This is a genomic window from Wenzhouxiangella sp. XN79A (assembly GCF_012272825.1).
GTDB lineage: Bacteria > Pseudomonadota > Gammaproteobacteria > Xanthomonadales > Wenzhouxiangellaceae.
Map to the genome: position 1 here is coordinate 62,596 of NZ_JAAWWS010000157.1, position 23,019 is coordinate 85,614.

The 23,019-nt window shown below is 69.6% G+C and carries 22 protein-coding genes; 15 read left to right on the forward strand and 7 right to left on the reverse strand.

The features are described from left to right. Positions 1-17: 17 nt before the first annotated feature. From epmA to HFP89_RS12235, 5 genes are all read right to left on the reverse strand, one after another. Positions 18-935, reverse strand: a complete 918-nt coding sequence (gene epmA / locus HFP89_RS12215; RefSeq protein WP_168717944.1) for an EF-P lysine aminoacylase EpmA — start codon at positions 933-935, stop codon at positions 18-20. Further along, positions 932-2,461, reverse strand: a complete 1,530-nt coding sequence (locus tag HFP89_RS12220; RefSeq protein WP_168717945.1) for a Ppx/GppA phosphatase family protein — start codon at positions 2,459-2,461, stop codon at positions 932-934. The genes epmA and HFP89_RS12220 overlap by 4 nt, the downstream gene beginning before the upstream one ends. A 49-nt stretch (positions 2,462-2,510) precedes the next feature. Next, positions 2,511-4,688 (reverse strand): polyphosphate kinase 1, encoded by a 2,178-nt coding sequence (ppk1, locus tag HFP89_RS12225; protein ID WP_168717946.1) that lies wholly within the window; start codon positions 4,686-4,688, stop codon positions 2,511-2,513. Further along, positions 4,689-5,411, reverse strand: a complete 723-nt coding sequence (gene phoB / locus HFP89_RS12230) for a phosphate regulon transcriptional regulator PhoB (protein WP_168717947.1) — start codon at positions 5,409-5,411, stop codon at positions 4,689-4,691. It abuts the gene before it with no gap. 100 nt (positions 5,412-5,511) lie between these two features. Then, on the reverse strand, positions 5,512-7,029 hold the full coding sequence (locus HFP89_RS12235; RefSeq protein WP_168717948.1) for a M48 family metalloprotease: 1,518 nt from the start codon (positions 7,027-7,029) through the stop codon (positions 5,512-5,514). Positions 7,030-7,097: 68 nt separating this feature from the next. Between HFP89_RS12235 and HFP89_RS12240 the strand changes: the two genes are divergently transcribed. The 8 genes from HFP89_RS12240 (at position 7,098) to murD (ending at position 14,711) form a co-directional block, all read left to right on the forward strand. Beyond that, on the forward strand, positions 7,098-7,712 hold the full coding sequence (locus tag HFP89_RS12240) for a hypothetical protein (protein WP_168717949.1): 615 nt from the start codon (positions 7,098-7,100) through the stop codon (positions 7,710-7,712). Positions 7,713-7,715: 3 nt separating this feature from the next. Further along, entirely contained in the window at positions 7,716-8,060 is a 345-nt protein-coding gene (locus tag HFP89_RS12245) for a TusE/DsrC/DsvC family sulfur relay protein (RefSeq protein WP_168717950.1), read from the forward strand. Positions 8,061-8,149: 89 nt separating this feature from the next. Further along, on the forward strand, positions 8,150-8,407 hold the full coding sequence (gene grxC, locus HFP89_RS12250; protein WP_168717951.1) for a glutaredoxin 3: 258 nt from the start codon (positions 8,150-8,152) through the stop codon (positions 8,405-8,407). Between the two features lie 38 nt (positions 8,408-8,445). Then, complete coding sequence (locus tag HFP89_RS12255; protein ID WP_168717952.1) at positions 8,446-9,456, forward strand: isocitrate dehydrogenase; 1,011 nt, start codon at positions 8,446-8,448, stop codon at positions 9,454-9,456. A gap of 196 nt (positions 9,457-9,652) precedes the next feature. Beyond that, entirely contained in the window at positions 9,653-10,864 is a 1,212-nt protein-coding gene (locus tag HFP89_RS12260) for a hypothetical protein (protein WP_168717953.1), read from the forward strand. A gap of 101 nt (positions 10,865-10,965) precedes the next feature. Further along, positions 10,966-12,051, forward strand: a complete 1,086-nt coding sequence (locus HFP89_RS12265; RefSeq protein ID WP_168717954.1) for an AI-2E family transporter — start codon at positions 10,966-10,968, stop codon at positions 12,049-12,051. After that, positions 12,020-13,381, forward strand: a complete 1,362-nt coding sequence (locus HFP89_RS12270) for an endonuclease domain-containing protein (protein WP_168717955.1) — start codon at positions 12,020-12,022, stop codon at positions 13,379-13,381. The genes HFP89_RS12265 and HFP89_RS12270 overlap by 32 nt, the downstream gene beginning before the upstream one ends. Then, positions 13,362-14,711: a UDP-N-acetylmuramoyl-L-alanine--D-glutamate ligase gene (murD, locus tag HFP89_RS12275; RefSeq protein ID WP_168717956.1), complete on the forward strand. Its 1,350-nt coding sequence runs from the start codon at positions 13,362-13,364 to the stop codon at positions 14,709-14,711. The genes HFP89_RS12270 and murD overlap by 20 nt, the downstream gene beginning before the upstream one ends. A 49-nt stretch (positions 14,712-14,760) precedes the next feature. Here the strand turns inward: murD and HFP89_RS12280 are convergent, their stop codons facing one another. Further along, positions 14,761-15,759 (reverse strand): polyprenyl synthetase family protein, encoded by a 999-nt coding sequence (locus HFP89_RS12280; RefSeq protein ID WP_168717957.1) that lies wholly within the window; start codon positions 15,757-15,759, stop codon positions 14,761-14,763. Positions 15,760-15,881: 122 nt separating this feature from the next. Between HFP89_RS12280 and ssb the strand changes: the two genes are divergently transcribed. The 7 genes from ssb to HFP89_RS12315 are packed head-to-tail and all read left to right on the forward strand — an operon-like array spanning position 15,882 to position 22,227. Further along, on the forward strand, positions 15,882-16,349 hold the full coding sequence (gene ssb, locus HFP89_RS12285; RefSeq protein WP_168717958.1) for a single-stranded DNA-binding protein: 468 nt from the start codon (positions 15,882-15,884) through the stop codon (positions 16,347-16,349). Positions 16,350-16,395: 46 nt separating this feature from the next. Continuing rightward, on the forward strand, positions 16,396-17,448 hold the full coding sequence (gene rfbB / locus HFP89_RS12290; protein ID WP_168717959.1) for a dTDP-glucose 4,6-dehydratase: 1,053 nt from the start codon (positions 16,396-16,398) through the stop codon (positions 17,446-17,448). Beyond that, on the forward strand, positions 17,445-18,341 hold the full coding sequence (gene rfbA / locus HFP89_RS12295; RefSeq protein ID WP_168717960.1) for a glucose-1-phosphate thymidylyltransferase RfbA: 897 nt from the start codon (positions 17,445-17,447) through the stop codon (positions 18,339-18,341). The genes rfbB and rfbA overlap by 4 nt, the downstream gene beginning before the upstream one ends. Continuing rightward, positions 18,338-18,898 (forward strand): dTDP-4-dehydrorhamnose 3,5-epimerase, encoded by a 561-nt coding sequence (gene rfbC, locus HFP89_RS12300; RefSeq protein ID WP_168717961.1) that lies wholly within the window; start codon positions 18,338-18,340, stop codon positions 18,896-18,898. Before rfbA ends, rfbC begins: the two co-directional genes overlap by 4 nt. Further along, positions 18,883-19,782 (forward strand): dTDP-4-dehydrorhamnose reductase, encoded by a 900-nt coding sequence (gene rfbD, locus HFP89_RS12305; RefSeq protein WP_168717962.1) that lies wholly within the window; start codon positions 18,883-18,885, stop codon positions 19,780-19,782. Before rfbC ends, rfbD begins: the two co-directional genes overlap by 16 nt. Next, positions 19,776-21,197 (forward strand): mannose-1-phosphate guanylyltransferase/mannose-6-phosphate isomerase, encoded by a 1,422-nt coding sequence (locus HFP89_RS12310; RefSeq protein WP_168717963.1) that lies wholly within the window; start codon positions 19,776-19,778, stop codon positions 21,195-21,197. The genes rfbD and HFP89_RS12310 overlap by 7 nt, the downstream gene beginning before the upstream one ends. Next, on the forward strand, positions 21,184-22,227 hold the full coding sequence (locus tag HFP89_RS12315; RefSeq protein ID WP_168717964.1) for a DUF1684 domain-containing protein: 1,044 nt from the start codon (positions 21,184-21,186) through the stop codon (positions 22,225-22,227). The genes HFP89_RS12310 and HFP89_RS12315 overlap by 14 nt, the downstream gene beginning before the upstream one ends. Here the strand turns inward: HFP89_RS12315 and HFP89_RS12320 are convergent. After that, positions 22,214-22,996, reverse strand: coding sequence for an enoyl-CoA hydratase-related protein (locus tag HFP89_RS12320; RefSeq protein WP_168717965.1), 783 nt, complete (start codon positions 22,994-22,996; stop codon positions 22,214-22,216). The two genes, HFP89_RS12315 and HFP89_RS12320, sit on opposite strands and share 14 nt — an antisense overlap. Positions 22,997-23,019 lie beyond the last annotated feature (23 nt).

Sequence of the window (23,019 nt, forward strand, 5' to 3'; positions counted from 1 at the left end):
CGCTCGCTGGCCTCCAGTCACCGGTCAACAGCCCCGGTCAAGCCCTCCGCATCGGCGATGTCGTCGAGGCCGTGGACAGCCATCAGCAGCCGTTCGAAGCCCAGGGCGACGCCGGCGCAGTCGGGCAGGCCGGCGTCGAGGGCGGCCAGCAGGGCATCGTCGACCGGCATTTCCGGGCGGCCGAGGCTGCGCCGGGTCGCGTTGTCGGCCTCGAAGCGACGGCGCTGCTCGGCCGGGTCGGTCAGTTCGTGGTAGCCGTTGGCCAGCTCCAGCGGTCCGGCGAAGACTTCGAAGCGCTCCGCGGTGCGTGGGTCATCCGGGCTGAGTCGGGCCAGTGCGGCCTGGCAGGCCGGAAAACGCTGGATGACGGTCAACCGGCCGGGCGCCAGGCGAGGCTGGATGCGCATCGCCAGCAGCCAGTCGTACAGGCCGCTGCGATCGAGCCCGTCCGGGGCCTCGGGCAGCGCCTCGGCAATCCGTTCGACATCGGCCCGGTGCGGGTCGAAGCCGAGCACGGCGCGGGCCTCGTCGGTCCAGTGGGTCTGGACCACGGTCCAGTCGCGGTCCGGTCCGGCATGGCGGATCAACGCGATCACCTCGTCGGCCAGGCGCCGGGCGTCGAACCCCGTGCGGTACCACTCCAGCATCCAGAATTCGCGGCGGTGATGTCGGCCGTGTTCGCCGGCGCGGACCACCGGCCCCAGTTCGTACAGGTCGCCGGCGCCGGCGGCCAGCAAGCGCTTGTGGGCATATTCCGGCGAGGTCCTCAGATAGCCGCCGTCGGCCAGCGCGACGCTGTCGAGGTGGACGTCGGTGACGCCGGCGACGGTGAGCTCGGTGCCGACCTCGAGCACGTCGCGCTCGGCGAAGAAAGCGCGGATGCGGGCGGCCAGGCCGGCGCGCCGGGCCAGCCGTCGGCGCAGCGGCGTGCTCATGCCGCCGGTCCGGTGCCCGGCAGCGGGTCGGCCAGCCGACCGATCTTCAGCCTGAGGCCGATCCGGTCGAGCTGGGTACGCTGCAGCGCAAGGCTGCGCGAAGACAGCGGATGGCGTCCCGCCCAGCCCTCGGGCAGCAGCAGGGTCAGCCGCTTGCCGTCGGACTGCAGCGCGAAGTCGGGCAGGTCGCTGTCGGAGCGCGAACGGCACAGTGCAACCGACAGCCGGATCAGCGCCAGCATCACCCGGGCCGCGTCGCGCAGTCGTTCGGGCAGGGCCTCCAGTGCATCGCCCGGAATCCGGCGGCGCTGGTAGCGCAGCAGGAAGGCCATCAGCTCCTGTTCCTGGCGCGAGAAGCCGGCCATGTCGGCGTGTTCGACCACGTAGGCGCTGTGCAGCTGGTAGTGGCTGTGGGCGATGCCGAGGCCGATCTCGTGCAGACGGCAGGCCCAGTCGAGCAGGTCGTGGTGGGCGCGCCGAAGTGCGTGGGCTTCGGCCACCTGCTCGAAGCCGGCCAGCGCGAAGTCGCGCACGCGCTCGGCCTGGGCCCGGTCGACGCCGAACCGCTCGGCCATTGCAACGACGCTGGTCTCGCGCGGGTCGCGGTGCTCCAGTCGGCCGAACAGGTCGACCAGCACGCCTTCGCGCAGCGCGTAGGGACTGATGTCGAGCCGCTCGATGCCGAAGCTGTCCATGCAGGCCTCGAGAATCAGCAGACCGCCGGCGATCACCGGCTGACGGCGGGTCGAGAGTCCGGGCAGCTCGATGGCCTCGGTCCGGCCGGCCGCCAGGACCCGGCGACGCAGGTCGGCCAGATCGCCCGGCGACAGCGGGCGCGGCGTTTCCCCATCGCGGGCGGCGCAGATGGCCTGCAGCGCGCGGATCGTCCCCGAAGTGCCGATGGCTCGCTGCCAGCCGACCCCGCGCAGGTTGGCCTGGACGGCCAGCAGCTCCTCGGCGATTTCCTCGCGCATCCGGATCCAGGCGCGTTCGGTGATCCGTCCGTCCGGGAAGGCCTTCCGAGTGACCGATACGCAGCCGTATTGAAGGCTTTCGGTCAGCTCGGGATCGCGGCTGCGGCCGGCGACGATCTCGGTCGAGCCGCCACCGATGTCGATGACCACACGGGCCGCTTCCTGGGTGGCGGTGCCCAACCGCGCGCCGAGCCAGACCAGGCGGGCTTCTTCGCGTCCGCTGATGATGTCGATCGGACAGCCCAGCGCGGTTTCGGCCACGACCAGGAATGGCCGGGGCGACCGGAGCCGGCGGAAGGTCTGGGTGCCGACCGCGCGAATCTGGCGATTGGGGATGCCGGCCAGCCGCTGGCCGAACCGGGCCAGGCAGCCGAGCGCCCGGTCGTGGGTTTCGCGATCGAGCTGTCCTTCGTCGTCCAGCCCGCCGGCGATGCGCACCATTTCGCGGATCCGGTCGATGACTCGCAGCTCGCCGTGTTCGCGGCGGGCCACCACCATGTGGAAGCTGTTGCTGCCGAGGTCGACGGCGGCGTAGAGATCGCGTTCGGGCATGCAGCGGGTGGACGGCCGGATCGAGGTCCCGATGATACCCGTCGCCGACTCAGCCGGCGTCGCGGGCGCGCTCGATCAGCGTTTCCTGCAGCCGGCGCGGCGCGTCACCGTCGTCCGGCCAGGCGTGTCGGTAGCTGCCGTCGGGTTCGAGGATCCAGGCCTCGCGGTTGTCGGCGTAGGCCAGTTTGATCGCCTCCTCGAAGACCCGCGCGGCCAGTTTCGGCTCGAGCAGCGGGAAGGCGGCCTCGACGCGCTGGAACAGGTTGCGCTCCATCCAGTCGGCGCTGGAGGCCCAGGTCTCGGGCTCGCCGCCGTTGATGAAACAGTAGACGCGTGAATGCTCGAGGAAGCGGCCGAGGATCGAGCGCACCTGGATGGTTTCCGACAGGCCGGGTACACCGGGCCGCAGGCAGCAGGTGCCGCGGACCACCAGCCGGATCGGCACCCCGGCGCGCGAGGCGCGGTAGAGCGCGCGGATCACGCGCGGCTCGGTCAGCGAGTTCATCTTGGCATGGATGCCGCAGGGCCGGCCTGCGGCGGCATGGGCGGCTTCGCCTTCGATTCGTTCGAGCAGCCAGTCGTGCAGGTCGAACGGCGACTGGACCAGGTGGGCGAGCTTCGGTGCCCGGCCCAGACCGGACAACTGCTGGAACAGCAGGTGGACGTCCTGGCCGAAGTCCGGGTCGGCGGTCAGCAGCGCGAAATCGGTATAGCCCTTGGCCGTGCCCTGGTGGTAGTTGCCGGTGCCGAGATGAACATAACGCTTCAAGCGGCGCCGTTCGCGGCGCACGATCAGCATCATCTTGGCGTGGGTCTTGTGGCCGACCACGCCGTAGACGACCTGCACGCCGGCTTCCTGCAGCCGGGTGGCCAGCGTGATGTTGGCTTCCTCGTCGAAGCGCGCGCGCAACTCGACGACCACGGTCACGTCCTTGCCGGCCCGCGCGGCTTCGATCAGCAGGCTGACCATCGCCGAGTCGGCGCCGGTGCGGTACAGCGTCTGCTTGATCGCCAGCACGTCCGGGTCGGCCACGGCCTGGCGCAGCAGCTCGACGGTGGGCGCGAAGCCGTCGTAGGGGTGGTGCAGCAGCCAGTCGCGCCGGCGCAGCGCGGCGAACAGGTCGTTGCCGGCGGCCAGCGGCGCCGGCAGCGCCGGCTGGAACGGCGGGTAGAGCAGATCGGGGCGGTCGGCGTCGTCGCACAGCGCGACCATCCGGTTGAGGTTGACCGGACCGTCGCAGCGGTACACATCGTCGTCGTCGAGCCCGAACTTCGTGGTCAGCAGCTTGGCGACGTGCTCGGGGCAGTTCTCCGCCAGCTCCAGCCGGACAGCCTGGGCGAAGCCGCGTTCGAGCAGCTCGCCTTCCAGCGCCCGGGCGAGGTCCTCGATTTCCTCCTCGTCGACGAACAACTCGGAGTTGCGGGTGACGCGGAACTGGTAGCAGCCGCGCACCTTCATTCCGGGGAACAACTCGTTGATGAACTCGTGAAGGATCGAGGACAGGAACACGAAGTCGTTTCCGCCCTTGCTGTAGCTCTTCGGGATGCGGATCAGGCGCGGCAGCGAGCGCGGTGCGCGGACCAGCGCCAGGCCGGGATCGCGGCCGAAGGCGTCTCGGCCTTCGAGCTCGACGGCGAAGTTCAGCGACTTGTTCAGGATGCGCGGGAACGGGTGGACCGGGTCCAGCCCCAGCGGGCTGAGCACCGGCATCAGTTCACGGCGGAAGTGGCCGTGCAGCCACTTGTGCTGCTTTTTCGACCACTTCGAACGTTTCAGGATCCGGATGCCCTCGCCCTTGAGCGCGGGCGTCAGTTCGTCGTTGAGCACCCGGTACTGGGCCTGGACCAGCTCCGAGACCGCCGCCCGGATCGCCTCCAGCGTAGCCGCCGGAGTCAGGTTGTCCGGACCGGGTTGCTGCGCGCCGTGCTGCAGACGCTGCCGGATCGAGGCGACCCGAACTTCGAAGAATTCGTCGAGGTTGGTGCAGGAGATGCACAGGAAACGGACCCGCTCGAGCAGCGGAATGCCCGGGTCGCGGGCCAGTTCCAGCACCCGGCGGGTGAAGCACAGCAGGCTGAGTTCGCGGTTGAGATACAGCGAGGGCGCGTCGAGATCGTCGTCGGTCCAGTGTGGTAGCGGGGCGGCCTGCTGCGGGATGCGGGCCGCCGGCCCGCTGGAAGGATCGGTGTCGGTCGAGTCGGCGTCGGTCGGGTCGCGGTCGGCCATTCAGACTACGTCGGAGAAACGATAGCCGTGGCCGCGCACGGTCTGGACGTAGCCGGCATGGCCGGTCGGTTCCAGCGCCTTGCGCAGCCGGCGGATGTGGACATCGACGGTGCGCTCCTCGACCGCCCGATCGTTGCCCCAGAGTTCGTTGAGCAGCTGGCCGCGGCTCCAGGCCCGGCCGGGGTGCTGCATGAACAGCCGCAGCAGGCGGTATTCGGTCGGCCCCATGTTCAGCGGCCGACCCTCGGCCAGGGCGCGACGCTGTTCCGGATCCAGCACCAGTGCGCCGACCTGCAGCCGGGGCGCGGTGGGGGACGGGGTCGATGCATCGGCTGCGGCGGTCTCGGGCCGGGCACGCCGCAGCACCGCGCGCACGCGCGAGATCAGTTCTCGGGTGGAGAACGGCTTGACGACGTAGTCGTCGGCGCCGGAATCCAGCCCCTGTGTCCGGTCGCGCTCGCTGCCGCGCGCGGTCAGCAGGATGATCGGGATGTCCTTGTAGTCGTCGCGATCGCGCAGCGTGCGGGTCAGCTGCAGCCCGTCGAGACCGGGCATCATCCAGTCCAGCACGATCAGGTCGGGGTGCGGCGAATCGGCCAGGCGCGCCAGTGCCTGGTCGCCGTCGGCGGCGACGTCGACGTCCATTTCGGCGCGATTCAGGCTGAAGGCCAGCATGTTTCGGATCGGTGCCTCGTCATCGACGATCAGGATTCGCGGTTTCATTATGGACCGAACCAGGGAGAGTCCGTTCCATTATTCGGTCCCGGATGACTGATTCGTTACAGTCAGTTTTCGTTTCGGTGAACGCTGAGCGGTGCCGGAATCAGCGCAGCCGGCGGGCCTGCTCACCACGCAGCTGGTCCAGCCGGGCGGTGATCCGGGCACGCTGGTAGTAGTCCAGCGTGTCCCGATCGAGGATTCGCTCGAGTTGCTCGATGGCCTGCGTCAGCCCGCCGCGCTGGTAGTAATTCTCGGCCACCACCTCGGCGGCCCGGACCGGATCGCCCGACCGATCGGCGGCATAGGCCAGCAGTTCGCTGACGTCGAGGTCCTCCGGTCGGCGCCGCAGCTCGGTGGCCAGGATCTCGGCGGCGCGCCCGGCCATCTCCGGCGAACCGGCCCGCAGCAGGGCCCGGGCGTAGGGCACCGCCACGATCTGGCTGTGACCGTAGGCGGCATACAGTCGACCATAGGCCTCGAGCGCCTGCTCGATGCGCTGGCGGGCCATCAGCAGGTCGGCCTCGAGCAGTCGGTAGAGTTGATGGTCCGGCGATCGCTCCAGCAGCCAGGTCAACTGGTCCTCGGCCTCGGCGTGCCGCGAGGCGTCGATCAAGGCCAGCGCCAGGCCGTAGCGATTGCCGGCTTCCGTGCCCTCGTCCCTGGCCAGCCGACCGCGGAAGTACTCGATGGCTTCGTCGGGCTGGCGGGCCATCAGCACGCGCAGCCGGGCCTGGACCAGGTGAAATCGGTCGTCTTCGATCGGCCGGCGTACGGTCAGCCGCTCGGCCCGGTCGCGCGCTTCGGCGACTCGGCTGACCGTCAGCGGGTGAGTGCGCAGGTATTCCGGTGGCCCCGCGCCCATCGAGCGCGAAGCGCGGTTCAGCGTGCTGAAGAATGCCGCCATGCCGCCCGGGTCGTAGCCGGCCCGCGCCATCAACTGGATGCCGATGCGGTCGGCCTCGGATTCGTTCTGCCGGGTGAAGTTGATCTGGGACTGCTGGGCCAGGCCGACGCCGGTGGCCAGTACGCCCTGCGCGGTCTCGGCGTCCATGCCGCCGGCCAGGCTGCCGGCCAGCACCAGGCCCATGGTCGCCAGCAGCATCGGGAACGACATGGCCTGCTGTGCCTCCATGCCGCGCTGGAGGTGATTCTGGGTGACGTGGGCAATTTCATGCGCGACCACGCCGGCGACTTCGTCGGGGCCGTCGGCGGCCAGGATCAGGCCTGCGTTCAGCGCGATCACGCCGGCCGGCGCAGCGAAGGCATTGATGCCCGGAATCCGCAGCACGTGGAAGTGGAAGTCGCGGTCGCGGTTGTCGGAATGCATCACCAACCGATAGCCCATGTCCTGGAAATAGGCGCTGACGATGGCATCCTCGATCAGCAGCCGTTCCTGGCGCATGTACAGACGGAAATCGCGTGGAAATGCGCGCTCCTGGTCCGGCGGCAGCACCTGGCCGGTGCCGCCCATGTCGGGCAGCCGGACGTTGTCCTGGGCCGGCGCCGGCAAGCCGATCACGAGCAGCACCAGCGCCATCAGCAGGCAGCCGAGCCGGCGCAGTTCTCCGGATCGGCCTGGCGCGGTCGGCAGCGAGTGTGGGTGAGGTTGCTTGGCAGTCATCCCGGGCAGCGGTGGGCGTTGATCGATATGCAAGAATACGGCATGCAGTTCATCCAGCGTTCAGACCGGTGATCGCCGCTTCGGGTTCCGTCGCGGCGTTCTGGTGGCGGTTGCGCCCGGGCGCGATCGAGCTGGCGGCCCTCGACGCAGCGCTGGCCTGCGACGGGCCGCGGCCGGCCGTGTTCCTGCAGGGCCGGGCGGTGGACTGGCTGAGCGAACCGACCGGGCTGACGGCTCCGCGTCGCGCCGGCGCCGATTGGCAGGTCTGCATCGGCTCGTGGCGACGACGGAATTCCGAGCCGCTGCCGGCGCCGTTCCGACCGGCCACGCTGGCCCGGTGGATCGATCGCATCTGTCCGGATCGATCCGACCGGCCGGGACCGGAACTCGTGTTCGACGTCGGCCGCGCGCCCGTGGATGGGCGCGATCGCATCGAGACCCTCGAGCCGATCCTGGCCGCCGCCTCGCTCGATCGCGACGTGACCGTGCTGGTCCATGGACAGGGTCGCGATCACCTGGCCGGACCGGGGTCGGAAGCCTGGGACCAGCTGGCCGATTTCGAGCTGGCCGCGCTGGCGGTGGTCTGCGCTGCCGACGACCCTCGACCGCGGCTCGGAAACCTCATCGGGCCCGAACGCGCGGCCCGCTTGCGCGACGAAGCCTTTAAACTAGTGACGCTGTGATCGATGAGTGCCCAGTCCGATCTGATCGTCGACGGGAAACGTATCGCACTGGATGACGATGGCCACCTGGTGGCCTCGTCGGACTGGAGCGAAGCGGTCGGCCGGGCGCTGGCCGAACGTGCCGGCCTGCGGCTCGATGACCGCCACTGGTGGTTGATCCGGTTCGTCCGCGACCACCACGCGCGCTACGGAATGCCGCCGCTGATGCGGGTCGTGATCCGCGCGATGCGCGAGCAGACCGATCAGGCCGACGCCTCCAGCCGAACGCTCTACCGGATGTTTCCGGAAGGGCCGATCCGTGAAGCGTGTCGCTACGCCGGCCTGCCGCGACCCGAGTCCTGCATCTGACGCGTCGCTCGGCCATCGATCCCGACAGCCTGAATCACCGATATCCACCCCGACCCCGCGGTCGGGATCGCGACCGAGGAGCCGTTCCAATGAGCCACGCCATCGTCATGTACTGTCGCGCCGCCTGCCCGTACTGCGTGGCAGCGCGCAATCTGTTCAAGCGCAAGAACGTCCGGTGGACCGAGGTCTCGCTGGACGCCGAGCCGGACAAGCGCGCCGAGATGATCGAGCGGACCGGGCGCAGGACCGTGCCGCAGATCTTCATCGGCGACCATCATGTCGGGGGCTTCGACGACCTCGACGCGCTCGAGCAGGAAGGCCGGCTCGACCGCCTGCTGGCCGGTTGAATGCGCTGGATACCGCTTCTTCTTCAAGGACACGCATCGTGACCACCACCATTACCGTCATCCGCGGCGACGGCATCGGCCCGGAAATCATGGACGCCACGCTCGGCGTGCTCGACGCGCTCGGCTGCGGCTTCGAGTACGACCACCAGCGTGCCGGCCTGGCCGCTCAGGACACCGACGGCACGCTGCTGCCGCAGGCCACGCTGGAATCGATCGAGCGCAACCACGTCGTGCTCAAGGGCCCGCTGACCACGCCGATCGGCGGTGGGTTCCGGTCGCTGAACGTCGAACTGCGCAAGCGCTTCGACCTGTACGCCAATGTCCGGCCGGCGATCAGCTTTCCGGGCACCCGCTCGCGCTACGACAACATCGACCTGATCACGGTGCGCGAGAACACCGAAGGCGCCTACCTGGCCGAAGACGCGTTGACCACGGCCGACGGCAATCGGGCCGAGTCGAAGATGATCGCGACGCGCGCAGGCTGCGAGCGGGTCGTCCGCTATGCCTTCGAGCTGGCCCGCAAGGCCGGTCGGCGCAAGGTCACCGCGGTCCACAAGGCCAACATCCTGAAGGATGTCTCGGGGCTGTTCCTCGAGGTGGCGCGCGGCATCGCCGCCGACTACGACGACATCGAGTTCAACGACATGATCGTCGATAACTGCGCGATGCAGCTGGTGATGAACCCGGAACGTTTCGACGTGATGGTGACCACCAACCTGTTCGGCGACATCATTTCCGATCTCTGCGCCGGCCTGGTCGGTGGCCTCGGCCTGGCGCCCGGGGCCAACATCGGCGATCGTGCGGCGATGTTCGAGGCCGTTCATGGTTCGGCGCCGGACATCGCCGGGCAGGGAATCGCCAATCCCTGCGCGCTGCTGCTGGGCGCGGCCCAGATGCTCGATCACCTGGACATGAACGATCGGGCGGTGAGGTTGCGCGCGGCGATCCGCGAAACGATTTCGGCGGCCGACCGGGTCACCCCCGACCTCGGCGGCACCGGCACCACCCGCAGTTTTTCCGAGGCCCTGATCGAGCGGCTGGCCGACTGAGCCGGTCCCGGCCGCGCGTTGTTGTTCTTTCGCAACATCAGGCCGTGCTCCGAACCCCCCTTGATTACGAGCTTTTCAGGGGGATCGCGGCGCTGGGGTCGGAGGGGCGCGGAAAAAGCGTTGTATTTTTGCCAAACGAACGGGTAGACTGCCGTAGAATGACGTCGCATCCTGAGTCCGGGGACACCGAAACACGATGATTCGGCGATTCCATATCGCAATCGCAGCCGCTGCCGCCCTGCTGGTTCTACCGGCCACCTCGGTTCGTGCCGCACCGACCGGCCTGATGCCGGGGTCGGCATTCGGCGTGACCTGGTCGCTGCTCGGGATGGAGCTGGGCCCGTGGGAGGCCTACCTGGCCCACGAGCTGACTCCGGACCTGCCGCGCATCCAGCGCGCCCCGCGGCCCGAGATCAGCTGGCTGCAGATCGACCGGGACGTGGTCCTGCCGGCGTTTGCCCATCCCTTGCTCGGTGATGGTCGCCACGGCCTGGCGCTGTTCTCGACGTCGTTGACCGAACACGCGCCGATGAGCTTCTCGGCACCGTCTGCCGGTCAGCGCGGCGGGCTGTCCTTCCAGCGTTCGATGATGCTCTCGGGCATCTCGCGCCAGCTGTCGGACCGCAACCGGATCAGCGTCTCGGCGGTGCTGGCCGCGCAGCAGTTCAGCCACTCGATGCTCGATACCCAGGTGTTCGACCAGATGAGCGGCGGGGCGCTGAACCCGTTTCCGGATCCCGACCTGGCGCCGGCCGCCGGCCTGTACGCCCAGGAACGCGAACGCTCGCAGGGCGCCGGCCTGAGGCTCGGATTCGAGACCGAAGTCGCGCCTCGCCTGATGCTCAGCGCCGCCTACCAGTCGCGGATCAACATGGACGAGCTGGCCAGCCTGCGCGGCGTCCACGGGTTTTCGGCCGATCTCGACATTCCCTCGCGGATGCAGATGGGCCTGGATCTGCGCGCATCGAGTCGGACGGTGTTCACGATGGCCGTCTCGCAGGTGTTCTACAGCGAGGTCGGTGCCTTTCCCAGTCGATCGCTGCCGGCGCGCTTCAACGCGCTGCTCGGCGACAGCACCAGCCCCGACTTCGAGTGGAACGACCTGACCGTCTACAGCTTCGGGCTGCGCTGGCAGCACGAGAGCGATCTCGAATTCCGCGTCGACTACCACACCCGTTCGCAGCCGATGCCGACCGCGCCGGCGCTGGCCAGCGCGTTGTCCGACGAGCTGGCCCAGCAGAGCATCCTGGTCGGCATCGGCAAGGGCCTGGGCAAGCGCGCCCGGATCGATCTGTCGGCCACCTATGCGCCGCCGGAGTTCGCGTTCGGGGGCAACGTCCTCGGCGTGGTCAGCGACCGTCTCGACCAGGCCGTCGAAGTCGCTGCCCGGCTGAACTTCTCGTTCTGACCGCCTCCCGATCCGCGTCCCGCGCCCGGGCCTGTCCCGGGACCGCGGCGTGATGCGCGGATGAAACGGTTCCGCAGTATCCGGGCGCTATAATCCCTGCCATGTTCGCGCAGATTCGCCAGTGGTACGAACGGAACTTCTCCGACCCGCAGGTCGTCATCCTGGCGATCCTGCTGATTCTCGGCGTAGTGCTGGTGGTGACCTTCGGCAAGATGCTGGCACCGGTGTTCGCCAGCGTGGTCGTCGCCTACCTGCTCGAAGCACTGGTGCTTCGGCTTCAGCGCTTCGGCGTGCCGCGACTGATGGCGGTGCTGGCGGTGTTCGTCGCGTTCATGGCCACGGTGCTGGTGCTGTTCTTCTACATCACGCCGATGATCACCCGCCAGCTGGGCCAGGCGCTGGCCGCGCTGCCGAGCTACATCCGACAGATCCAGACCTACGTCGCCGAACTGCCCGAGCGCTATCCGCAGATCGTCGGCGAAGCGCAGGTCAACGAGATTCTCGGCAAGATCGGCGAAGAAGTCGGCCGGTATTCGAGCACCGTCGTCTCACCGTCCGGGCTGGTCTACCTGATCGGCCTGGTGGTGTTCCTGGTCCTGATGCCGATCCTGGTGTTCTTCTTCCTGAAGGACAAGGACCAGATCCTGAGCTGGTTCCGCCGCTACCTGCCGCGCAATCGCGGGCTGGCGATGTCGGTCTGGCACGAGGTCGACGCGCAGATCGGCAACTACGTGCGCGGCAAGGTGCTGGAAATCCTGATCGTCTGGGTCGTGACCTACGTGACCTTCCTGGCGCTTGGTGTGCCGTTCACGATGCTGATCTCGATGCTGGTCGGATTCTCGGTGATCATCCCCTACATCGGCGCCGCGGTGGTGACGATTCCGGTCGCGATCATCGCCTTCATCGAATTCGGGCTGACCATGCAGTTCGGCTGGGTCCTGATCGCCTACGCGATCATCCAGATGCTCGATGGCAACGTGCTGGTACCGATCCTGTTTTCCGAGGTCGTCAGTCTGCACCCGGTGGCGATCATCGTCGCGGTGCTGGTGTTCGGCGGCATCTGGGGGTTCTGGGGCGTGTTCTTCGCGATTCCGCTGGCCACTCTGGTCAACGCCGTTCTGCGCGCCTGGCCGCGTCAGGAGCCGGACGACGCCGATGGCGCAACGGCGACGACCGCCGAGTCCTGAAGTCGTGCCGTCGACCGAGCCGGTCCGGCTGCAGTTCGATTCCACCACGTTCGATGCCGATCGCGGCGATCTTGACCTGCGCTGGACGCTGATCCGCGGCGCCTCGACGCAGCGGCTCGGGGAACGCTTCGAATTCGGTCCCGGCCCGGCGCCGACCGGGCTGCGGCGCACCGCGTTCGACGCCGCCGTACGCCTGCTGCATCGCATCGCCGGGGTCAGTTACTGGAAGACCGCCTGCCGAGGCACTGTCGAGCTGAGCCCGCTGCCCGATCCCGAGCAAGCCGCGCTGCTGACCGCCGTGTATCGCGACGGCCTGGCCGAGCTGGCCTGGCGAAACGGCCTGGACGCGCCGTGGTGGCCGGCGTTTCCGGTGGTCTCGAACGACGCGCCGCCGGCGCCCGAGCTGGGGCTGGCCGAGCGCGTGCTGGTGCCGATGGGCGGCGGAAAGGACTCGCTGGTCGCGCTGGAGCGCGTCCGGGTCACCGGCCTGCCGTTCGAGACCGTCCAGGTCGGCGGCGCCGGCTTGATCGGCCGGGTCGCCGAACGCACCGGCGTTGCGCACCGGGTGATCGGCCGACGGCTCGATCCGGCGCTGCGCCGGCTCAACGATGCCGGCGCGCTGAACGGACACGTGCCGATTACCGCGATCAATGCCGCGGTTCTCGCGGTGGCCGCGGTGCTGTGGGATGTACGCGACGTGGTCTTCGCCAATGAACGCTCCGCCGACACGCCGACGCTCGAGGTCGGCGGCCGGGCTGTCAATCACCAGTGGGCCAAGAGCCTGGTCTTCGAGGCGGCCTTCGACGACTGGCTGCAGCGCCATGTCGCGGCCGACCTCCGGGTGTTCTCGCTGCTGCGCCGCGACCGCGAGCTGGCCATCACCCGTGAGTTCGCCGGGCTGGAGCGCTACCACGACGTGTTTTCCAGCTGCAATCGCAACTTCCATCTCGATGGTCCGCGCACCGAGCGGTGGTGCGGCGCCTGCCCGAAGTGCCGCTTCGTGTACCTCGCAATGGCCCCGTTCCTCGACCCGCCGCGGATGGGCGCGATCTTCGGTCGCGATCTGCTGGCCGACGTCGACGCGATCGACGGCTTCGCCGAACTGCTCGAGCTCGATGGCCATCGACCGTTCGAGTGCGTCGGCGAGGCCGACGAGGCGCGGGCCGCCGTCCTGGCCCTGGCCGCGGACCCGCGGTGGCAGGCGCACCCGGTGGTGCGCGCGCTGGCCGACCGACTCGGCGAGCGCGACGTGCCTTCGCTGGAGCTGCTGTGCCGGCCCGACGGTCCCGACCGCATTCCGGAGCGATTCCGTGCGCTGGCGGCTGGCTGATCTCGACGGCGCGCGGATCGCGCTGATCGGCTACGGTCGCGAGGGCCGCGCCACGGAGCGGGTGCTGGCCCATCGGGTTCCGGACGCGCGGTTGCAGGTCTTTGCCGAGAGCCCGCCCGAGGTCGAGCCGGTCGCGCCGCTGACCGTCGGCCCGCTGGACGTGGACCCCAGCCGGTTCGACCTCGTGCTGCGCTCGCCCGGCGTCCCGCCGCATCACCCGGGCCTGGCCGCCTGTCGCGAGGCCGGACGGCCGATGACGACCTCCTCGTCGATCTGGTTCGCCGAGCGTTCGACGGACCCGGGCGCGCCGCGGGTCGTCGGCGTCACCGGCAGCAAGGGCAAGAGCACCACCTCGGCGCTGCTGGCCCACCTGCTCGAAGGCAACGGCCGCAGGGTCGAGCTGGCCGGCAACATCGGCCGCCCGCTGATCGAACTGCTCGACGTCGAGGCCGACGTGTTCGTGCTCGAACTGTCGAGCTATCAGCTGGTCGACCTGCACGGACACCCGGACCTCGGCGCGGTGACCCGGCTGTTCCCGGAGCACGCCGACTGGCATGGCGGGATCGAGGCCTACTACGCCGACAAGCTGCGCCTGGCCACACTGCTCGAGGGTCGGCCGCTGTGGTTCAACGCGGCCGACCCGGTCCTGGCCGGTGCCGTCGCCGGATTCGCCAATGCGCGCCCGGTCAATCAGGCGCCCGGCCTGCACGCCCTTGACGACGGGCTCTACCTCGACGACCAGCGCCGTTTCGGCCGGGAGGAATGGGCCCTGCCGGGCCGGCACAACCTCGACAACCTGGTGCTGGCCGCGACCGTGGCCGACGCGCTGGGCATCGACCGCGGCGACGCCCTGGCCACGGCGCGCGATTTCCGCGGCCTGGCCCACCGGCTCGAGGCGCTGGGCTCGATCGACGGCGTGGCCTGGATCAACGACTCGATCTCGACCAGCCCGCACGCGACCCGCGCCGCACTGCGTGCCGATCCGCGTCCGGCGGTACTGATTGCCGGCGGCCAGGCGCGCAGCGCAGATGACGGAGCCTGGGCCGGTGATCTGCCGAAGCTGCGCGGCCTGGTCGGATTGCCGGACACCGGCCCGGATCTGGCCGGCCGCCTGGTTGCGCTGGGCTGCGTCGAGCGCGGGGACATCCGCCAGGTCGAGGGCCTGGACGCGGCCGTGCGGGCCGCCGCCGACCTGGCTCGACCCGGCGACCGCGTGCTGTTGTCGCCGGGTGCGCCGAGCTACCACCGCTTCCGCGATTTCGAGGCGCGCGGCGAGGCGTTCCGCTCGGCGGTCGAGGCGCTGCGGCGAGCGCGCGGCGGGCGCGATTAGCGGCGACAGGGACCTTGGGCGTGGGGTTCGGGCCCTCGGCCCGCGGGGTTCAGAGCGAGCGGTCGACGGCGAAGCGGGCCAGCGTCGCCAGCGCATCCCGCTCCGGCGAATGCGGCAGCGCATCGAGCGCCTGCACGGCGCGGTCGGAGTATTCGACGGCGCGCGCCAGCGATTCGTCCAGTGCGCCGCTGGCGCGCAGGATTTCGCGGACCCGGTCCAGGTCCTCGGTGCCGCCGGAGCGGATCACCCCGGTCAGGAACTCGCGGTCGGCCAGGTCGGCCCGACGCAGCGCCTGGATCAGCGGCAGGGTGACCTTGCCTTCGGCCAGATCGTCGCCGAGGTTCTTGCCCAACGCGCCGTCCTGGCCCGAATAGTCCAGCCAGTCGTCGGTGATCTGGAACGCCTGGCCCAGCGCATATCCGTAGCTGGACAGCGCTTCTTCGAGGCCGTCGTCGGCCCGTCCGATGACCGCGCCGAGTCTCGCCGCGGCGGCGAACAGGCAGGCGGTCTTGTCGCCGATGACCCGCAGATAGCCCGACTCGTCGAGGTCGGCATCGCCGAGCTGCATCAACTGCAGCACCTCGCCGGCGGCGATGGTGTTGGTGGTATCGGCAAGGATCGCCATCACGCGTGGCGATTCCAGCTCGACCATCAACTGGAAGCTTCGCGAATACAGGAAATCGCCGACCAGCACCGACGCGGCGTTGCCCCACACGGTGTGCGCGGCCTGCTGGCCGCGCCGGCGGTCGGATTCGTCGACCACGTCGTCGTGCAGCAACGTTGCGGTGTGAATGAATTCGATCACCGCGGCCAGCTGGATGTGGCCGGTGCCGACGTAGCCGCAGGCCCGGGCGGACAGCAGGTGGACCAGCGGCCGCAATCGCTTGCCGCCGGCCTGGATGATGTATTCGGCGATCTGGTTGACCAGCAGCACGTCCGAGCGCAGCCGATCGCGGATCAGCTGGTCCATCGCGGCGCGATCGGTGCGGGTGTGGTCCATCACCGCGTCGATCGTGCGGGCCTCGGGAATCGGGTGCGCATGGCTCATTGATCGGATTATACGGGCCGAACGGCAACCGGCGGTACACGTCGGTTCGAACCCCGGGAGCGGGCGGGACCGTGTGCTAGACTGGCCAGCCGTTCCGACAACAACTGCAAGGCGACGATTTCATGGCGCGCGGAATCAACAAGGTCATCCTGATCGGCAACCTCGGCGCGGATCCCGAGGTCCGTTACACCCAGTCCAACACGGCAGTCTGCAACCTGCGGCTGGCCACCAGCGAGCAGTGGCGCGACAAGCAGACCGGCGAGCAGCGAGAGAACACCGAGTGGCACAACGTGGTGCTGTTCGCGCGACTCGGCGAGATCGCCGGCGAGTACCTGCGCAAGGGCTCCAAGGTCTACATCGAGGGCCGTCTGCAGACCCGCAAGTGGCAGGACCAGAGCGGTCAGGACCGCTACACCACCGAGATCGTCGCCAACGAGATGCAGATGCTCGACGGCCGCGGCAGCGATGCACCGATGGGCGAAGGCGGCGGCTACGGGCGAGGCCGACCGCAGCAGCCGCAGCAGCCGCAGCGCCAGCCGGCGTCGGCTCCAGCGGCCGACGACGACATGGGCGACGACATCCCGTTCTGAACCACCGCCGGGCCCCGATGGCCCGGCGCCAGCCAAGGCAGCCGACATGGACACCCTGCTGGTTACCGGCGGCGCCGGCTTCATCGGCGCGAATTTCGTTCACCACGTGCTGGCCGGCGACCGCTGGCGCGTGGTCAACCTCGACTGTCTGACCTATGCGGCCAACCCGGCCTCGCTGGCCGGGCTGGACGAACAGCGGCACAGACTGGTCGAGGCCGACATCGGCGATCGTGACGCGGTGCGCGCTCTGCTGGCCGGCGAAAAGCCGGCGGCGATCGTCCATTTCGCCGCCGAGAGCCACGTCGATCGATCGATCGACGATCCGGGCGCGTTCATCCGCACCAATGTCCAGGGCACCCAGGTGCTGCTCGACGCAGCGCTCGAGCACTGGCGCGCCGGGCACGACGGCTTCCGCTTCCTGCACGTGTCGACCGACGAGGTCTACGGCGACCTGGGTCCGGACGATCCGGCCTTCACCGAAACCACGCCCTACCGCCCCAGCTCGCCGTACGCGGCCAGCAAGGCCGCTTCCGATCACCTGGTCCGCGCCTGGCACCGAACCTACGGGCTGCCGGTGCTGGTCACCAACTGTTCCAACAACTACGGCCCGCGCCAGTTCCCGGAGAAGCTGATCCCGCTGATGCTCATCAACGCGCTGGAAGGCAAGGACCTGCCGGTCTACGGCGATGGCCAGCAGCGCCGCGACTGGCTGTTCGTCGAAGATCACTGCCGGGCGATCGAGCGGGTGCTCGAGGCCGGCCGGCCGGGCCGCACCTACAACGTCGGCGGCAACGCCGAGAGGACCAACCTCGACGTGGTCCATGCGCTGTGCGACCTGCTCGACGAGCGTCGGCCCGGCGAGCGTCCGCGACGCGAACAGGTCCGGTTCGTCGACGACCGGCCGGGCCACGACCGCCGCTACGCGATCGACGCCTCGCGGATCGCCGCGGAACTGGACTGGCACCCGTCGGTCGACTTCGAGACCGGCCTGGCCCGGACCGTGGACTGGTACCTGGAGCACGAGGCCTGGTGGCAGCCGCTGCGCAAGGACGCCTACCGCGGCGAGCGCCTGGGTACCCGCGACGGGGCCGCCGCATGAACCGCTGCGGACTGATCCTGGCCGGCGGCGCCGGCTCCCGGCTGTATCCGCTGACCCGGGTGGTCAGCAAGCAGCTGCTGCCGGTCTACGACAAGCCGATGATCTACTACCCGCTGTCGACGCTGATGCAGGCCGGCATCCGCGAGATCCTGCTGATCACCACGCCGCACGAGCAGGCGCTGTTCCGCCGGCTGCTCGACGATGGCTCGCAGTGGGGGCTGGATCTGCGCTACGCGGTGCAGGACGAGCCGCGCGGGCTGGCCGACGCGTTCCGGGTCGGCGCCGACTTCGTCGGCGATCGGCCGTCGTGCCTGATCCTCGGCGACAACATCTTCCACGGCGGCGGCATGCGCGAACTGCTCGAGCGGGCCAACGCTCGCGAGCACGGCGCCAGCGTGTTCGGCTACCCGGTCCGCGATCCGGAGCGCTACGGCGTGGTCGAGACGGACCGCGCCGGCCACGTGGTCTCGATCGAGGAGAAGCCCGAGCGGCCGAAGTCCAACTACGCCGTGACCGGGCTGTACTTCTACGACGGCCAGGCCGTCGAGCGCGCCGCCGCGCTGCAACCTTCGGCGCGCGGCGAGCTGGAGATCACCGACCTGAACCGCGTCTACCTCGAGGCCGGCGAGCTGGTCGTCGAACGGATGGGCCGCGGCTATGCCTGGCTCGATACCGGGACGCACGAATCGCTGCAGCAGGCGGCCAGCTACATCGAAACGCTGGAGTCGCGCCAGGGTCTGCGCGTGGCCTGCCCGGAAGAGATCGCCTACCGACGCGGCTGGATCGATCGCGCGCAGCTGCTCGAGCTGGCCGGGCCGCTGGTCTCGTCGGGCTACGGCGACTACCTGCGGCGGGTCGCGGATTTCCCCGGTGACCCGCGGGACGACGAATGAAGGTCAGGCCGACCTCGTTGCCGGGCGTCTGCGTGGTCGAGCCCGAGGTGTTCGGCGACGAGCGCGGCTGGTTCCTCGAGAACTGGCGGGGCGAACGCTATGCCGAACACGGCCTTCCGGATTCGTTCTGCCAGGCCAACACCAGCCGGTCGGCGCGCGGCGTGTTGCGCGGGCTGCACTTCCAGTGGCCGGAACCGCAGGGCAAGCTGGTCTGGGTGACCGAAGGCGCGGTGTTCGACGTGGCGGTCGATCTGCGCAGCGATTCGCCGGATTTCGGGCGCTGGGTCGCCGTCGAACTGTCGGCCGACAACCACCAGCAGCTGTGGATTCCGGAAGGCTTCGGCCACGGTTTCCAGGTACTCAGCGAGCACGCCACCTTCAGCTATCTGTGTACACGCCCGTATCGTCGGGACTATGATTCGGTCGTGGCCTGGAACGATCCTGCGATCGGCATCGAGTGGCCGTTGGTGCCCTCGGCGCTGTCGGCGAAGGACGCCGCAGCGCCCGGGCTGAACGAGCGCGAACCGGAGGAACTACCGACATGCGCATCCTGCTGACCGGCGCTGCGGGGCAGCTGGGCCGCCACCTGGCCCCGCGCCTGGCCGCGCTCGGCGACGTGATCGGCACCGACCGCGAAGCCGGTGATTTTCGCTGTGACCTGTCGGATCGCCGATTGCTCGACAAGTCGCTGGCCCGGGTCCGACCGGACCTGGTCGTCAATCCGGCGGCCTGGACCGCGGTCGACCGGGCCGAGGACCATCCGGAAATGGCGCTGCGGATCAACCGCGACCTGCCGGGCTGGATCGGCGAATGGTGCGCGACCCAGGACGTACCGCTGGTCCATTTCTCGACCGACTACGTGTTTTCCGGCACCCGCGACGAGCCCTGGGCCGAGGACGACCGCCCGGCGCCGGACAGCGTCTACGGCCGGACCAAGCTCGAGGGCGAACGGGCCATCGAGGCCAGCGGCGCGCGCGCCCTGATCGTGCGGACCGCCTGGCTGTACAGCCATTTCCCCGGCAATTTCCTGTCGGCGATCCTGACCCGTGCCGGGCGCGGCGAGCCGCTGACCGTGGTCAGCGACCAGGTCGGCTCGCCGACCTGGGCCGGCCACCTGGCCGATGCCGTGATCGAGCTGATCCGTCGCCACGATGACCTCGGCGACGGCGTCCAGCGTTTCCACGTGGCCGGTCGCGGTCGCTATTCCTGGCACGCCTTCGCCGAACTGGCCGTGGCGCGTGCTGCCGAGGCCGGTGTGATCGATGCGCCGGTCGCGGTCGAACCGATCGCCAGCGCGCGCTGGCCGCAGAAAGCCCGCCGACCGGCCTGGTCGGTGCTCGACTGCAGCCGCTACGAGCGCCTGGTCGGCCGACCCCTGCCGAGCGTGGGCGACGGGCTCGACGCCTGCCTGACGAACTGGAAGGAGGATGCAGCATGCTGATTCCCGTGATCCTGTCGGGTGGGGCCGGCACCCGGCTCTGGCCGGTCTCGCGCAAGGCCCACCCGAAGCCGTTCATGCGGCTGGCCGACGGCCAGACGCTGGCCTCGTCCACCGTGCGCCGGGCGCTGGCGGCGGTCGACTGCAGCGAGACGCTGACCGTGACCGCCCGCGACCATTTCTTCCTGACCCGCGACCTCTACCGCGAGGCTGCTCCCGACGCCGAGCATCGCTTCCTGCTCGAGCCGGTCGGCCGCAACACCGCAGCGGCGATCGCCGCGGCCGCTTTGTGGGTGCGCGAACAGCACGGCGACCATGCCCGGCTGCTGGTCCTGCCGGCCGACCACCTGGTTCGCGACCTGGAGGCCTTCCGGGCCGCCGTGGCCCGGGCCGATTCGCTGGCCGCCGACGGCTGGCTGGTCTGCCTCGGCGTCCAGCCGACCCATGCCGAGACCGGCTTCGGCTACATTCGCGCCGGCGAGACGATCGACGATCTGGGTCAGCAGATCGAGGCCTTCGTCGAGAAACCGGACGCGGCCACCGCCCAGCGCTATTTCGAGAGCGGCCGCTACCTCTGGAACGCCGGTATGTTCGCGTTCCGCGCCGACGCCATCCTGGCCGCGCTGCGCGAGCAGGCGCCGGACATCCTGGCCGCGGTCGAGGCGACCTGGGCCGAGACCGACCGCCAGGCCGACCCGGTCGAACTCGACGCCGAGCGCTTCGAGGCGGTGCGCAGCGACTCGATCGACTTCGCGGTGATGGAGCGCGCTCCGAAGCGGGCCGTGGTGCCGATGGCCTGCGGCTGGAGTGACATCGGCTCCTGGCAGGCGATCAGCGAGCTGTACGAATCCGACGGCTCGGGCAACCGTGTCGAAGGGCCGGGCCATGCGGTGCTGGTCGATGCCCGCAACACCTTCGTCCAGGGCGGCGAGCGCCTGATCGCCGCGGTCGGCGTCGACGACCTGGTCATCGTCGACACGCCCGATGCGGTGCTGGTCGCCCGCCGCGGCCGCGCCCAGGAGGTCAAGTCGGTGGTCGAGGAACTGACCCGGCGCGACCACGAATCGGCCGTCTACCATCGCACCGTCCATCGCCCCTGGGGCAGCTTCACCGTGCTCGAGGACGCCGAGGACTGCAAGGTCAAGCGACTGGTGGTCAAGCCCGGCGGGGTGCTGTCGCTGCAGCGCCACGAGCATCGCAGCGAACACTGGACCGTGGTTTCCGGCACGGCCAGTGTCCGGGTCGGCGATGAGGAACTGGAGCTGGGCGCCAACCGGACCGTCCAGATCCCGGCCGGCGCGCTGCATCGACTGGAGAATCGCGGCAAGGACAACGTCCACATCATCGAAGTGCAGACCGGCAGTTACTTCGGCGAGGACGACATCGAGCGACTGGAGGACGTCTATGGACGCGCGTGAACCCCGAATTCTCGGTGGCCGATGTGCTCTGGTCGCGCTGTTGATCGCTCTGCTGGCCCTGGCCGGCTGTGACGGCGGTCGCGATGCCGAGTCCGACGCGTCCGGAGGATACGCTTCGATCGACGACGCGGAGGCCGAGTTCCGCCGGGACGTGATGGACTGGCGCGAGCGCAGGTTGAACCGCCTGCTGGAACCGTACGGCTACCTGAGCCTGGTCGGTCTGGTCATGCTCGAGCCCGGCGAGTACCGGCTCGGCGCCGACGATGCGGCCGACATCGTCCTTCCGCGCGGCCCCGCGCGCTGGGGCACCCTGACCGTGGACGGAACCGAGGTCCGATTCCGGGTCTCCGGTCAGGAAGTCGTCGGTTCGGTCACCGTCGATGGGGAGATCGCGGTGTCGGCCACCCTGGTCGCCGGCGACGAGCCGACCCGGATCGAGGCCGAGGGCGTGCGGGTCCACCTGGTCACGCCCGGGGAGCGGATCGGCCTGCGGATCCGCGACCCGCAGGCGGAGACGCGGACCGGCTTCGCCGGGCTGGATTACTTCCCGATCGACCCGGCACTGCGCATTACCGGCACCTGGGTGCCCCACGAGCCGGGGCGCACGGTGACCATCGCCAACGTGCTCGGTCAGCTGATCGACGAGCCGAACCCCGGCCGGGTCGAATTCGAGCTCGACGGCGTGCGGCACAGCCTCGAGGCCATCGATTCCGGTGACGACCTGTTCTACATCGTCGCCGACCGGACCTCGGGCGGCGAGACCTACGGCCTCGGGCGCTTCCTCTATACCGACTGGCCGGACGAAGAGGGTCGGGTGGTGCTGGACTTCAACCGGCTGTACAACCCGCCGTGCGCCTTCAACGCCTTCACGACCTGTCCGTTGCCGCCGCAGGGCAACCGTCTGGACGCCTGGCTGCGGGCCGGTGAACTGAAGTACGCCGGTCCGGCCGGCTTGACCGAGCCGGAGCCGGTCGAGGCGCCCGACAAGGTCGACGCCGACGCCGACGAGATGCCGCTCAGCGCCCGCTGAAGCTCGGCGCGCGCTTGTCCAGGAAGGCGCTGGTGCCTTCCTTCATGTCCTCGGTCGCGCAGCAAACGGCAAAGCGTGCCGTTTCCAGCGCAAGCCCGGCGTCCAGCGGTCCGTCCAGGCCCTGGCGCACGGCCTGCAGGATGCCGCGCACGGCTTCCGGCGCGGCCGCGGCCAGGGCTTGGGCGCGCTCGGTCACGGCGCCGTCGAGCTGCTCCGAGGAGACCACGTGGTTGACGATGCCGAACTCCAGCGCGGTCGACGCCGAGATCGGGTCGCCGCCCAGCATCATTTCCAGCGCCCGGGCCGGTCCGATCAGTCGGGCCAGCCGCTGGCTGCCGCCGAAACCGGGCATGAGGCCGAGCTTGATTTCCGGCAGGCCGAGCTTCGCCGAGTCGGCGGCGATGCGCAGGTGGCAGGCCAGCGCCAGCTCCAGCCCGCCGCCGAGCGCGTAGCCGTTGATCGCGGCGATGACCGGGGTTTCCAGGTCGTGGATGCGGCTCATCAGGGCCTGGCCCCGGCGCGAGAAGGCGCGTGCCTCGATCGGCGACTGCTCTCGGATCTCGGTGATGTCGGCGCCGGCGACGAAGGCCTTGTCACCGGCGCCGCGGAGCACGATCACTCGGACCGCGGGATCGGCGTCGAGTGTGGCGAAGGCGGCATCGAGCTCGGCCAGCGTGGCAGCGTTCAGGGCATTGAGGCGTTCGGGGCGATCGACGGCGATCCGGGCGATCGGCCCGCCGGCGTCGACGCTGAGGTTGTCGAAGGGCATGTCGGGAAATCCGTGGCGTGAAA

Coding starts and splice junctions, on each gene's coding strand:
- epmA (WP_168717944.1), bottom strand. CDS start 935: ATGAGCACGCCGCTGCGCCGACGGCTGGCCCGGCGCGCCGGCCTGGCC.
- HFP89_RS12220 (WP_168717945.1), bottom strand. CDS start 2,461: ATGCCCGAACGCGATCTCTACGCCGCCGTCGACCTCGGCAGCAACAGC.
- ppk1 (WP_168717946.1), bottom strand. CDS start 4,688: ATGGCCGACCGCGACCCGACCGACGCCGACTCGACCGACACCGATCCT.
- phoB (WP_168717947.1), bottom strand. CDS start 5,411: ATGAAACCGCGAATCCTGATCGTCGATGACGAGGCACCGATCCGAAAC.
- HFP89_RS12235 (WP_168717948.1), bottom strand. CDS start 7,029: ATGACTGCCAAGCAACCTCACCCACACTCGCTGCCGACCGCGCCAGGC.
- HFP89_RS12245 (WP_168717950.1), top strand. CDS start 7,716: ATGAGTGCCCAGTCCGATCTGATCGTCGACGGGAAACGTATCGCACTG.
- grxC (WP_168717951.1), top strand. CDS start 8,150: ATGAGCCACGCCATCGTCATGTACTGTCGCGCCGCCTGCCCGTACTGC.
- HFP89_RS12260 (WP_168717953.1), top strand. CDS start 9,653: ATGATTCGGCGATTCCATATCGCAATCGCAGCCGCTGCCGCCCTGCTG.
- HFP89_RS12265 (WP_168717954.1), top strand. CDS start 10,966: ATGTTCGCGCAGATTCGCCAGTGGTACGAACGGAACTTCTCCGACCCG.
- HFP89_RS12270 (WP_168717955.1), top strand. CDS start 12,020: ATGGCGCAACGGCGACGACCGCCGAGTCCTGAAGTCGTGCCGTCGACC.
- HFP89_RS12280 (WP_168717957.1), bottom strand. CDS start 15,759: ATGAGCCATGCGCACCCGATTCCCGAGGCCCGCACGATCGACGCGGTG.
- ssb (WP_168717958.1), top strand. CDS start 15,882: ATGGCGCGCGGAATCAACAAGGTCATCCTGATCGGCAACCTCGGCGCG.
- rfbB (WP_168717959.1), top strand. CDS start 16,396: ATGGACACCCTGCTGGTTACCGGCGGCGCCGGCTTCATCGGCGCGAAT.
- rfbA (WP_168717960.1), top strand. CDS start 17,445: ATGAACCGCTGCGGACTGATCCTGGCCGGCGGCGCCGGCTCCCGGCTG.
- rfbC (WP_168717961.1), top strand. CDS start 18,338: ATGAAGGTCAGGCCGACCTCGTTGCCGGGCGTCTGCGTGGTCGAGCCC.
- rfbD (WP_168717962.1), top strand. CDS start 18,883: ATGCGCATCCTGCTGACCGGCGCTGCGGGGCAGCTGGGCCGCCACCTG.
- HFP89_RS12310 (WP_168717963.1), top strand. CDS start 19,776: ATGCTGATTCCCGTGATCCTGTCGGGTGGGGCCGGCACCCGGCTCTGG.
- HFP89_RS12315 (WP_168717964.1), top strand. CDS start 21,184: ATGGACGCGCGTGAACCCCGAATTCTCGGTGGCCGATGTGCTCTGGTC.
- HFP89_RS12320 (WP_168717965.1), bottom strand. CDS start 22,996: ATGCCCTTCGACAACCTCAGCGTCGACGCCGGCGGGCCGATCGCCCGG.